Below are 12326 nucleotides of genomic sequence, written 5' to 3' on the forward strand. Positions count from 1 at the left end.
TCGTCATCATCGTCGTCGTGGTGGTGATGCTCATGGCGGCACTCCTCGCAGTCACAGTCCTCACCATGTTCATGATGGTGCTCGTGTCCCTCTTCGTCCTCATCCTCATCGTGGATACCCTCGACCTCGCGGATCCATGTCGCAGAAGTTGCGACCTCCTCGAAGTTGAAGAGCCCGGTGTTGATGATGCGGTCAAGGTCCACGTCGCAGAAGTTTGTCTCCACGATCTTGGCCTTTGGCTGGAGCGCACGTATGATTTCCTTGATGCGCGCAAGCTCTGAAGGGGTGACCTCGGCGACCTTGTTGAGGAGTATCATGTTGCAGAACTCGATCTGCTGGATGAGCAGGTTCTCGATATCCTCCTCGTCGATGTTCTCGCTGACGAGGCTGCTGCCAGAGTTGAACTCGTCACGCATGCGGAGCGCATCCACTACGGTCACGATGTTGTCGAGCCTTGCGATGCCGTCCTTGACGAAATCCACTCCCATGGTAGGGATGCTGCAGATGGTCTGCGCGATAGGGGCAGGCTCGCACACTCCGCTGGCCTCGATGACGATGTAGTCGAAGCGCTTCATCGCCATGATGTCACGGATCTGCTCCACAAGGTCCATCTTCAGGGTGCAGCAGATGCAACCGTTCTGGAGAGCGACGAGGCTGTCGTCCTTCTTACCTACGATTCCTCCCTGCTGGATGAGCTCGGCATCGATGTTCACTTCGCCGATGTCATTCACGATGACGGCGAACCTGATGCCCTTGCGGTTGTTCAGGATGCGATTGAGGAGAGTGGTCTTTCCGCTGCCGAGATATCCGGTCAGCAGAAGGACCTTTACGTCAGTATTTGCCATCTTACCTCCTTATGCGAGCTTCTCTACAGCGATCTTCACCCTGCGCATAGCCTCTACGATCTTCTCGTCTGAGGTAGCGTAAGAGAATCTGATGCAATCAGGAGCACCGAAAGCTGCACCGCTTACGCCTGATACGAGAGCCTCCTCGAGGATGTACATCGCGAGGTCGTCTGCATTGTTGATCACGCGGTCGCCGGCCTTCTTGCCGAAGAGGGCAGAAACTTCTGGGAAGATATAGAATGCACCGTCAGGAACGGTCACGTTGAATCCAGGGATTTCCTTTGCGAGGCTTACGATGAGGTCTCTTCTTCTCTCGAATGCGACCCTCATGTCCTCGACGCACTGCTGAGGACCGTCGTATGCAGCCTCCGCAGCCTTCTGCGCGATAGATGAGCAGTTGCTGGTGTACTGGCCATGGAGCTTGGTCACTGCCTTGGCGATATAGAGAGGACAAGCGCAGTATCCGATTCTCCAACCGGTCATAGCGTAAGCCTTTGATACACCGTTGATGATGACGACCCTGTCCTTGAGCTCAGGGAAGCTTGCGAGTGACCTGGTGTTGCCGACATAGGTGATGTGCTCGTAGATCTCGTCAGCGATGACGATGATCTCCGGGTACTTCGCGAGGACCTTTACGAGGCCAGCGAGCTCCTCTTCGCTGTAAACTGAACCGGTAGGGTTGCTAGGAGTACAGATGAGCACGGCCTTGGTCTTAGGGGTGATGGCTGCCTCGAGCTGCTCAGGAGTTACCTTGAACTTCTGCTCAGGACCGGCGTAGAGCTCTACTGAAACGCCCTCTGCGATCTTTACCATCTCCATGTAGCTGACCCATGCAGGGGTAGGGATGATGACTTCCTCGCCCTTGCCGACGATTGCCATGATGACGTCGCAGAGCTCCTGCTTTGCGCCGTTACCTACGACGATCTGCGCAGGGGTGAAGTCTACGTTGTTCTCTCTCTTGAGCTTGCGGCAGATAGCTTCTCTGAGTGAGAGATAACCAGGGACTGCAGTGTAGAAAGAGAAATTGTTGTCGATAGCCTTCTTTGCTGCCTCCTTGATGTGGTCAGGGGTGTTGAAGTCTGGTTCACCGACGCTCATGCTGATTACGTCGAGTCCTGTTGCCTTGAGATCGGCAGCTTTCTGTGACATTGCGAATGTTGCAGATGGCGAGAGGGCCATCACTCTTTCTGAAATCTTTTCCATTGTATTGTGCTAGTTGTTTTTTCAGGTTTTGTATATGCATACAAAGGTAAGCATTATTTGAAAAGGGCCATCAAATAATTGACGGCCCTTCACTAAATAATTACTTCTGGTAGAGATATCTCTTGATGCTCTTCTTAGGAGTCCTCTCGAAGTCATTCTCGAGGAGTTCGATCTTGGTGATCCTCTCGTAAGAAGGCCTTTCCTTGTTGACTGCCTTGATGTCGTTTTCGAGACGAGCCTTGAGGGCTTCTGAGTCGAGGCCGTTCTGCTTTGCCTTGACGTAGTCAGGATAGATCAGTGCGACGAGCTTGTTGTTGCTGCTGTCCTCGATCACGAGGCTGTCGGAAACGAACTTGAGGTTGTTGATGCTGTCCTCGATCTCCTCTGGGTAGATGTTCTGACCTGAAGGGCCGAGAAGCATACATTTGCAGCGTCCCTTGATGTAGATGAACTCATCCTCGTCCATCACACCCATGTCACCAGTCCTGAACCAACCGTCCTCGGTGAATACCGCGTTGGTAGCCTCCTCGTTGTTGTAGTAGCCGAGGAATACGTTAGGACCCTTGACGAGGATCTCGCCAGGTACGTTCTGAGGATCCTTTGAGTCGATCTTTATCTCGAGATAGCGTGCAGGACGACCGCAAGAGTAGAGCCTTGCGCTATCCCATGCCTCGTAAGAGATGATAGGGGCGCACTCGGTCATACCGTAGCCCACGGTGAATGGGAACTTGATCTTGTGCATGAACTCCTCAACCTCCTTGTTGAATGCGGCTCCGCCGAGGATGACCTCGTAGAACTTGCCGCCGAAGGACTCGATGAGCTCCTTCCTGACCTTGCTGTAGACGATCTGGTTGAGACCGGGAATCTTGGTGAGGAACTTGATCGCAGGCTTCTCGAGGGTAGGCTTTACCTTGGTGCGGTAAACCTTCTCGAAGATGAGAGGCACAGCCACGAGGAGGTCTGGCTTGATCTCCTTCATGGTCTCGATGAGCACTGCAGGGCTAGGAGTCTTGGTGAGGAAGTTGATATGGGCACCGCATGAGAGCTCGTAGAGGACCTCGAACATCATTCCGTACATGTGTGCGGAAGGAAGGATTGATACGACCTTGGAGTTCTGATCGATGCAAGGGACAGCCTGACGGCCGAAAAGACAGTTGGAAACGAGGGACCTGTATGGGATCATTACGCCCTTAGAGAAACCTGATGTTCCTGAGGTGTAGTTGATCATTGCCATCTCATCTGCACTGTCCTCGTAGTAGTTGATATCCTGTGGACCGAATCCGTTCGGATATTTTGCAGCGTAGCTTGCCTCAACGTTGGCGATTGCTGCGCTGAGGGCCTCACTCCTTGAGAAGAGCTCGCTGAAGTCTTCCATCCTGATCACGCCGATGAGGCTCTGCATCTCGTCGGTGGAGAGACCCTGCCAGAGGTTCTGCTCGGTGAGGAGGAGCTTCGCGCCGCAATGACTCACGAGGTGATGGACGTTCGCAGGCTTGAACTCGTGGAGGAGAGGGACAGCTACTGCGCCGTAGGTTGTGATCGATATGATCGATACCGCCCAGTTGGCCTGGTTAGGGGAGAAGAGGGCGATCTTGTCACCTTTCTCGATGCCGCTTTCCTTGTAGATGATGTGAAGCTTCTCGATCTGACGGGCAACGTCAGAATAGCAGAGAGTCTCTGCCTTTATGTTGGTGAGTGCCTGCCTGTCCCAGTTGTCTCGGAAGTCTTTTTCGTAGATCTTGTTGAAAGATTCGAAGGTAAACTTCTCGAGCGGTTTCTTCTGTACGCGTTTCATAAGTCTGAGTATCTGTTTTTTTTCTATATTTGTCTGTTTAAAACGACTTTCATGACTCTCCCAAAATTTCTTCTGCAGAAGAAGTTCATGATGGAATCCGTGCTGTTCGTATTCGCGTTTTCCGTCGTGTATATGTTTCTTTACAAGCCCTTCTCGGCTACTGTGTGGCTCGGCTTCTCAACCGGCCGCCTGGCCTTGCTGACCCTTCTGTACTATGCCATAGCCATCATCGTGATGGTTTCCAGCAAGTTTATCCTGATCTTGTTGCAGAAGCGGACCTATATAGGTGCGGGAGCCTATATCGTGAACATCATCATCGAATACAGTTTCCTGTCATTCCTCTATGTCCTCTTCTCGGCCGTGTTCAAGATCACTGAGGTGGAGGTGACCGCAAGGCTTGTTCTGAAGACCCTTCTCTGCGTCAGTCTCATACTCGTGATCCCTTACTCCTTCTTCGTTCTGATCACAGCCTACCGAAGTCTCAGGGACGAGAATCGTATGCTGCAGGCTCTGCTCGCGAAGAACAAGGAAGTGCCTCAGGACGACCTCATCTCACTTCAGGACTATTCCGGCGCAGTGAAGCTCTCGGTGGATCCGGATACGATCTACTACATCGAGTCGCAGGACAACTATGTGAAGATCTACTACGAGAACGAGGGCAGGCTCACCAGTTACATGCTCAGGTGCCGCACTCAGCAGATGGAGGAGATGCTCGAGGGGACCGAGATCCATCGCTGCCATCGCTCTTACTTCGTAAATTTCTCGAAGATCACGCAGCTTAACCGTTCGTCCAACCGTGCCACCGTAACCTTGTCTCACCCTGATGCCAGGGAAATTCCAGTATCGAAGACCTACTACAGGACCGTTCTTGGTACAAATGTAACTCAAAATCGTCTCTCACGCGCGTAGGGACGCCCGAAATGTGGCGAACGCCCTATGATAAGTGGCGAAAAGACGTCTTTGACACAAATTTAAAACAAATAAGGTGGACTTTTGAAAGGTCCACCTTATTTTGTCATGTATGTTCTGACGAGCTATTCGTTCGAAACAGCCGCGTTCTTATCGTCGTTCACAATCTCCTTGAGCGCATCGATCTGTTCCTTGAGGATTTCGATCTGGGTCGCAAAGTCGCCGTTCCTCAGAGCTTCTTCCTCAGCTTCTGCAGCCTTCTCAGCTTCGAAGTCTGCGCTGATCTGCTCCTGTGCGACGTCAGCCCAACGCTGGCTTCCACCCCAGGTAATCTCATAGTATCCGCGGTCGAGAAGACGCCTGTACGAATCATGGACGAAGATCCATGCGTAGAAGTATCCGCTCTCCTGATCTCCGGCGAACTCGGAGTAATCGTTGGCAGGGACGATAGATGCATAGCAAGGATCGCCTGGCGCTGCCTTCTGGTTGATGTGTACGAAATGGTAGCCGTCCTCGGCAGCGTAAGCATTCTTGACGTTGATGGTGCTGTCAGCGGCGTTCACGGTGAACACGAGGTCCTCGTTGCATGCTCCGCCGAACCAGTTCTCAATAACAAAGGTGTCGTCGTCCATCGCCTTGAGAGTGACGCTGTGGCTCTGGGTCTCGCTGCAGTTCCATGCCTGGCCGTCTACGGTGTAGACCTCCTTCGCCTGGAAGAGGGATGCGAGCGCCATGATACCGACATAGATCCAGTGTGTCGCGATACCTGCAGCGAAACCGCCGATGACGTGGCTGAGGTAAGCGCGCGAGAGGAGTGCACGATATCCGAGAGAGTCGAGCATCGCAGCGTGGGTAGAGAGGAATCCGCTCCAGCACATTCCCATTGCAGTGCAGACAGCGATTGCGTTGCCGTCGATGATGCCCTGGCTTGCGAACTCAGGGATGAGCGAAAGTGCCGCACCTACGGCACCGAGTGCGGTGATAGGGAAGGCTACGAGCTCAGGAGCCGTGAATCCGAAGAGCCACTTGAATAGGAAGCTGATCTTGCTAGCAAGCCAAGGGAGAAGCTTTGTGCCCTCGTATGCAGCACCGGTGTACACAACGATTGCGTTGCCGTCGGCATCCAAGCCCTGGGCTGATCCTCCGAAGGTGACCATCATCACGAGTGTCGAGATTATGAGCACGCCTGGGATGATCGCAAGTCCGATCTCAACGCCTGACTTACCTCCGTCAAGAAGACCGTTGAGGATGCGCACGAACATTGAGACCTGCTCTCCGCTTTCCTCTGAATTCTCCTCCTTGACATGCTCGAGAGATGCCATCTGCTCGGCAGAGAGAGCATCCTCGGTACGATAAGAAGGGTAGTCCTTACAGATGAAGTACTGCATGAATCGAGTCGAAACGATGCAGCCGATCATCGCGCCCACAAGACCTATGATAGGAGCGAAGAAATAGCCCTGGCTGATCATGAACACGATCACGATGAGGCCCATTCCGAACGCCGTTCCGAAGTTGGTGAGCGAGATCATCTGATACTTCTTGAAGTATCTTGCGAAATGCTTGTCGTTGGCGAGGGTGATGATCGCAGGATTGTCGCTGAGGAAGGTCATCACGGCACCGAGCGAAGCCACGCCCGGGAGGTTGAAGAGAGGCTTCATGATAGGGCGGAGGAGCTTCTGTAGGAGATCCACCACGCCGAAGTCCACGAATATCTTGGCAAGCGCGCCGGTGAGGACGCAGATCGCCATGATGTAGAATACCGTATTGAGCAGAAGGTCATGCGCGGTCTTCATCATCGTGTTGAGCATGTTCGCCAGACCCATCACCGAAGCGAGGTAGCCGAAGATGATCAGAACTATGATGAGACAGACGACTCCGCTCGATAATCTGAACTTGGTTTTCATATATTAAGGTATGTTTTATTTCTTGTCGATGAGCGCCTTGATTCCCTCGAGCACTCCGAGCCTGAACTTGATTCCTGCCTGGAAGTTGATTCCGTTGTCGACGAGGGTGCCGTAAGTGTTGGCATTCACTCCCGTGCTGTATCCGGCGAGCGCGAAGAGCCTGAGTGCGCCGCGGTTGTCCTTGAGAGGGGAGTACTCGACTCCGCCGGAGATGCTCATCATGTCGGTGCCGGCTAACACGAGATGGTCTTCAATGCTGTCCGTCTGGTTGTAGTCCCAGGTGTACTTCAGATGTACGCGAAGACCGTCCGCAGGGGCAGCAGATAACTCTGTCATGAGAGACCAGTCCTTGAAGAATTCCTGGTGCGCCGACATCCTGTTCATGAAATCGACGTCGAGTCGGAGCCACTTGGTGATGTTGAACCTGTTTCCGAGGGCGATGTAGTACATCCATGTGTCGCTGGTGTTCTGGAATGCATTCGCAGACCACATGGTCTCGTAGAAGCCATGGGTTCCGTACCACATGAAGTTGAATCCCATCTTGGAATTTCCTGCAGGCCTGCCGTTCACGTCCATGATGTACCCGCGCATCGGCGAGCTGCAGACCTGAGCGAGGAGCATGTCGTTCTCCGATACGTTGAAGCTTGCGGAAACGCCCATCTGATAGCAGGCGATGTTGTTCCAGAATTCAGAGCAGTAGTAGAGGTCGATCGGGGCCCTGTCATACTCATAGCCGCCGATGGCCACGACCTGCTTTCCTCCTGAGAGGGTGAGCCAGTCAGTGGCTTTCCAGTCGAGGTGTATCCAGTCGGTGGCATCGAAGAAGGCGCGGCTGGTGCCCTTGGTGAAGCGCTGACGGTAGCTGTAGCTGAGCCTGTCACCAATCTGTCCGTCGAGCCTCATGTTGAGCCAGCTTCCGCGGAATCCGGAAGCGTCCTTGTCGAACTCATGCCTTTCTCCGGCCATCACGCCTTCGTAGCCAAGCCTTGTCTCGAAATAGAAATCGTTGAGTCTGAATGTGTTGTCCGACTTCTGCGCAAAAGAAGGTGCGCAGAAGAGAAGGATGGAAGATATTGCCGTAAATACCCTTGCGGGGCCGCTTGTTTTTCTCATGTCAATCTAGCGTGAAAAAGCGTCGGCAAAGATATGTATAAATTGTAAATTTAAAAGCCCGATGGACTTTTAGAACTGAAATATGTACGGAATTGCTACTTTTCGATAAGCATTTCAGACAATTTCGTTACCAATTCAGGAAATCTGTCAGCCATCACGATGGGACGTCCCTCCCTGTTGAGGAAGCAGTGAAGCGAGGTGGCATGGCAGACGAGCTGCTCTCCCACCTTCATCTTGTAGTCGAACTTGATCTTGAAATTGAGAAGTTCGGCAACCTTGATCTCGATGTCTATCAGGTCAGGGTAGGTGGTTGATTTCTTGAATTCGGTGGTGATCGCCATGACAGGAGAGATCACTCCTTCGGCTTCCATTTTCTCATATCCGTATCCCAGGTCCTCGAGCATGCTGATCCTGGCTTCCTCCATGAATCGTGTATAGTTTGAATGATGGGTCAGGCCCATCTTGTCAGTCTCGTAGTAATGTACCTTATGCTGGTAGTGATAGCTTTTCATCTTATGGTCTCGTTTGATTTTGTTCGGGCTGCAAATTTACGATAAAAGATTGGAACTCATATAGCGGCAATCCGCATGATTGTCAGAAAAATATGACATGATTTCCGTAATTATGGACCTAAGTGCTACAATTCATTATAAAAAATTTAAAAAACTTGGCGAAACCTTTGCTTTTTGGGGAATAAATATCTAAATTTGTCCTTGTTATTAAGACCTCCCCGTCGATGAAGTCAATCAATAACATATCGAACGTCCTTATTAGCGTCGTCCTTCTAGTCCTTGTGAAAAAACGTGAGGGCCGGGGAGTCGCGCAATATAACTTACGATAACGAAGTTTATTAAGCCCTTCTCGGAAACGAGGAGGGCTTCAATGTTTTAAATAGAATGCAACACAAATTAAGAAGTTCAGCAACTACAGAGGGTAGGAGAATGGCAGGAGCAAGGGCTCTTTGGATCGCTACCGGAATGAAGAAAGAGCAGATGGGCAAGCCCGTCATCGCAGTCGTGAACTCGTTCACGCAGTTCGTTCCAGGCCATACCCACCTCCACGAGATAGGCCAGATCGTCAAGGCTGAGATAGAGAAGCTCGGCTGCTATGCGGCAGAGTTCAATACGATCGCAGTCGATGACGGAATCGCAATGGGCCACGACGGAATGCTCTATTCGCTTCCTTCAAGGGACATCATCGCAGACAGCGTCGAGTACATGGTCAATGCCCACAAGGCAGACGCTATGGTGTGCATCAGCAACTGTGACAAGGTGACTCCGGGCATGCTCCTCGCAGCCATGAGGCTCAACATCCCTGCAGTCTTCGTATCCGGAGGCCCTATGGAGGCAGGTAAGGTCAATGGCGAGAATGCCGACCTCATCACAGCCATGGTCAAGGGCGGTGACACCACCGTCAGCGACGAGGAACTCAGCGTCGTGGAGAATTCAGCCTGCCCTGGTTGCGGCGCATGTTCAGGAATGTTCACTGCGAACTCAATGAACTCGCTCACCGAGGCCATCGGTCTCTCTCTCCCTGGCAATGGTTCCATCCTCGCTACCCATGTGAACCGCATCCAGCTCTTCAAGGATGCCGCAGCCCAGATAGTCAAGAACGCATATGCATACTATCAGGATGGCGATGAGAGCGTGCTTCCCAAGAGCATCGCTTCCCGCGACGCATTCCTCAATGCCATGACCCTCGACATCGCGATGGGAGCATCGACCAACACCGTGCTCCAACTCCTTGCAGTCGCAAACGAGGCCGGCGTTGACTTCAAGATGTCCGACATCGACGCGCTCAGCCGCAAGGTTCCTTTCATCTGCAAGCTCTCTCCGAACTGGCAGAAGTACAGCATCCAGGAGGAGAACCGCGCAGGTGGCATCCTCGGCATCATGGGCGAGCTCGCAAAGGGAGGGCTTCTCAATCTTGACTGCAAGAGGGTGAACGGAGCTACTCTCGGAGAGGACATAGCAAAATACAGCATCACCGGTGCGACCATCGATCCGGAGGCTGACCGCATCTATCGCTCGGCTCCTGCCGGCAAGTTCAGCATCAGGATGGGCAGCCAGGATTGTCGATATGAGACCCTCGACACCGACCGCGAGAACGGTTGCATCAGGGATCTCGAACATGCATACACCAAGGACGGCGGAATGGCCGTGCTCTTCGGTAACATCGCAAAGGACGGCTGCGTCGTGAAGACTGCGGGCGTTGCGGAGGAACTCTGGCACTTCGAAGGACCTGCGAAGGTCTTCGATTCCCAGGAGGCTGCCTGCGACGGAATCCTCGGCGGTCAGGTGAAGAGCGGCGACGTCGTCGTGATCACATACGAAGGCCCCAAGGGTGGCCCGGGAATGCAGGAGATGCTCTATCCGACCTCGTACATCAAGTCTATGCACCTCGGCAAGGAGTGCGCTCTCATCACCGACGGTCGCTTCAGCGGCGGTACTTCAGGTCTCAGCATAGGACATATCTCTCCTGAGGCAGCTGCAGGTGGAAACATCGGACTCGTGCGCGACGGTGACATCATCGTGATCGACATCCCTAGCCGTAAGATCGACGTGAAGCTCAGCGACGAGCAGCTTGCTCAGCGCAGGGAAGAGGAGCAGGCACGTGGCCGCAAGGCTTTCACCCCTCCTTTCCGTCAGCGTACCGTAAGCAAGGCACTCAAGGCCTATGCAGCGATGGTAAGCTCAGCTGACAAGGGTGCCGTAAGAATCATAGAAGACTAACGAAGAAACAATATCAAAGTGGCAGAACAGATAACAGATGAACAGATGTTCAGCGGTAGTGAAATACTGCTGAAGTCACTCATTGCCGAAGGTGTCGACACCATCTTCGGCTATCCCGGTGGCCAGATCATGCCTACCTACGACAAGCTCTACGACTACAAGAAGGAGCTCAGGCATATCCTCGTGCGCCACGAGCAGGGAGCCATCCACGCAGCGCAGGGTTATGCGCGTGCCAAGGGCGTCCCTGGCGTAGTCACCGTGACCTCAGGTCCTGGTGCTACCAATGTCATCACCGGCGTGGCTGACGCCATGATCGACAGTACTCCTGTCGTAGTCATCGCCGGCCAGGTTGCGACCCACCTCCTCGGCACCGATGCGTTCCAGGAGACTGACGTCATCGGCCTCACGACCCCTATCACCAAGTGGTCATACCAGATCCGTCGCGTGGAGGACATCCAGTGGGCGGTGGCAAGGGCGTTCTACATCGCCTCTACCGGCCGTCCCGGCCCTGTAGTCCTTGACTTCACCGCGACCGCGCAGAAGGGCAAGGCCGCTTTCAACTACGAGAAGTGCAGCTTCATCAGAAGCTATCACCCATATCCTGAGATCCAGGAGAACGTGGTCCGCAAGGCTGCGAAGATGATCAACGAGGCCAAGAAGCCTTTCCTCGTGTTCGGTCAGGGTATTATCCTTTCCGGTGCGGAGAAGGAACTCCAGGCTCTCGTGGAGAAGGGCAACATCCCATGCGGATCGACCCTCCTCGGCCTCAGCGCCCTTCCTGACGGATTCCCTCTCTACAGGGGAATGGTCGGAATGCACGGAAACATCGCACCTAACGTGATGACCCAGGAGTGTGACCTGCTCATCGCAGTCGGAATGCGTTTCGACGACCGTGTGACCGGAAATACCGCGACCTACGCAATCCAGGCACGCAAGATCCATATCGATATCGATGCATCGGAGTTCAACAAGGTGATTCCAGTGGACCTCGGAGTACTCGGCGATGCGAAGGCAGTCCTTCCTATGATCACCGAACTCATCGAGCAGAAGCCTCGCGAGGATTGGGGACTTACCTCTACCATCTGCGATGCAGTCGAGAAGCACCGCGTCATCGATCCTGAAATCCACCCTGAGAGCGGAGAAATCCACATGGGTGAGGTCATCGACACTCTCGCGGAGGTATCCGGAAAGAACGCGCTCATCGTCACCGACGTCGGACAGAACCAGATGCTCGGAGCACGCTACTCGCGCTTCAACCAGACCCGAAGCATGATCACTTCCGGCGGTCTCGGAACCATGGGCTTCGGCCTCCCTGCAGCCATCGGAGCAAAGATCGGTCGTCCAGACCGTCAGGTATGCTGCCTCGTGGGCGACGGCGGTATCCAGATGGTCATCCAGGAACTCGGTACCATCATGCAGGAAGGAACCGGCGTGAAGATAGTCCTCCTGAACAACAACTGGCTCGGAAACGTGCGCATGTGGCAGGAACTCTTCTGGGATGAGCGTTACTCATACACCAGGATGACCAACCCTGACTACATGAAGATTGCTTCGGCATATGGAATCAAGAGCCGTCTCGTCGAGAAGAGGGAAGACCTGAGACCTGCAGTTGAGGAAATGCTCGCCAATAACGACGAACCGTTCATCCTTGAGGTGCGCGTGGTCGAGGAGGGCATGGTGTTCCCTATGGTCCCTCCCGGAAAGAGCGTGAGCGAGATACTCATTGGCAAGGATGAATGGTACTCAAATAATTAATAAAGGGTCAGAATGGAAAACGAAACAACACTTTATACGGTAACGGTGTATTCAGAGAACCAGGTCGGCC

At 53.4% G+C, this 12326-nt stretch carries 8 protein-coding genes and 1 pseudogene; 3 read left to right on the top strand and 6 right to left on the bottom strand.

Going from position 1 to position 12326, the window contains the following annotated elements:
• The 3 genes from AC06ND_RS09250 to AC06ND_RS09260 form a co-directional block, all read right to left on the bottom strand.
• Nucleotides 1-845: CobW family GTP-binding protein (locus AC06ND_RS09250; protein ID WP_475678695.1), on the bottom strand; the 845-nt coding region annotated here is incomplete at its 3' end.
• Nucleotides 846-854: 9 nt separating this feature from the next.
• Entirely contained in the window at nucleotides 855-2048 is a 1194-nt protein-coding gene (locus AC06ND_RS09255) for a pyridoxal phosphate-dependent aminotransferase (RefSeq protein WP_475678696.1), read from the bottom strand.
• Between the two features lie 100 nt (nucleotides 2049-2148).
• Nucleotides 2149-3843 (bottom strand): AMP-binding protein, encoded by a 1695-nt coding sequence (locus AC06ND_RS09260; RefSeq protein WP_475678697.1) that lies wholly within the window; start codon nucleotides 3841-3843, stop codon nucleotides 2149-2151.
• 51 nt (nucleotides 3844-3894) lie between these two features.
• Between AC06ND_RS09260 and AC06ND_RS09265 the strand changes: the two genes are divergently transcribed.
• Complete coding sequence (locus AC06ND_RS09265) at nucleotides 3895-4752, top strand: LytR/AlgR family response regulator transcription factor (protein ID WP_475678698.1); 858 nt, start codon at nucleotides 3895-3897, stop codon at nucleotides 4750-4752.
• 740 nt (nucleotides 4753-5492) lie between these two features.
• Here the strand turns inward: AC06ND_RS09265 and AC06ND_RS09270 are convergent.
• From AC06ND_RS09270 to AC06ND_RS09280, 3 genes and pseudogenes are all read right to left on the bottom strand, one after another.
• Nucleotides 5493-6656: pseudogene (locus AC06ND_RS09270) on the bottom strand (CD0519/CD1768 family membrane protein); the annotation flags it as partial.
• Between the two features lie 15 nt (nucleotides 6657-6671).
• Nucleotides 6672-7769, bottom strand: coding sequence for a hypothetical protein (locus tag AC06ND_RS09275; RefSeq protein ID WP_475678699.1), 1098 nt, complete (start codon nucleotides 7767-7769; stop codon nucleotides 6672-6674).
• 95 nt (nucleotides 7770-7864) lie between these two features.
• Complete coding sequence (locus AC06ND_RS09280) at nucleotides 7865-8281, bottom strand: acyl-CoA thioesterase (RefSeq protein WP_475678700.1); 417 nt, start codon at nucleotides 8279-8281, stop codon at nucleotides 7865-7867.
• Between the two features lie 384 nt (nucleotides 8282-8665).
• Between AC06ND_RS09280 and ilvD the strand changes: the two genes are divergently transcribed.
• Together ilvD and ilvB are read left to right on the top strand one after the other, a co-directional pair.
• Nucleotides 8666-10501 carry a dihydroxy-acid dehydratase gene (ilvD, locus tag AC06ND_RS09285; RefSeq protein ID WP_475678701.1) on the top strand — a complete coding sequence of 612 codons (1836 nt, stop codon included), beginning with the start codon at nucleotides 8666-8668 and terminating at the stop codon, nucleotides 10499-10501.
• Nucleotides 10502-10546: 45 nt separating this feature from the next.
• Nucleotides 10547-12256 carry a biosynthetic-type acetolactate synthase large subunit gene (gene ilvB / locus AC06ND_RS09290; RefSeq protein WP_475678702.1) on the top strand — a complete coding sequence of 570 codons (1710 nt, stop codon included), beginning with the start codon at nucleotides 10547-10549 and terminating at the stop codon, nucleotides 12254-12256.
• Nucleotides 12257-12326: the final 70 nt, after the last annotated feature.

This window comes from Candidatus Cryptobacteroides sp., from assembly GCF_056207615.1.

Coding starts and splice junctions, on each gene's coding strand:
- AC06ND_RS09280 (WP_475678700.1), bottom strand. CDS start 8,281: ATGAAAAGCTATCACTACCAGCATAAGGTACATTACTACGAGACTGAC.
- ilvD (WP_475678701.1), top strand. CDS start 8,666: ATGCAACACAAATTAAGAAGTTCAGCAACTACAGAGGGTAGGAGAATG.
- AC06ND_RS09265 (WP_475678698.1), top strand. CDS start 3,895: ATGACTCTCCCAAAATTTCTTCTGCAGAAGAAGTTCATGATGGAATCC.
- ilvB (WP_475678702.1), top strand. CDS start 10,547: ATGTTCAGCGGTAGTGAAATACTGCTGAAGTCACTCATTGCCGAAGGT.
- AC06ND_RS09275 (WP_475678699.1), bottom strand. CDS start 7,769: ATGAGAAAAACAAGCGGCCCCGCAAGGGTATTTACGGCAATATCTTCC.
- AC06ND_RS09255 (WP_475678696.1), bottom strand. CDS start 2,048: ATGGAAAAGATTTCAGAAAGAGTGATGGCCCTCTCGCCATCTGCAACA.
- AC06ND_RS09260 (WP_475678697.1), bottom strand. CDS start 3,843: ATGAAACGCGTACAGAAGAAACCGCTCGAGAAGTTTACCTTCGAATCT.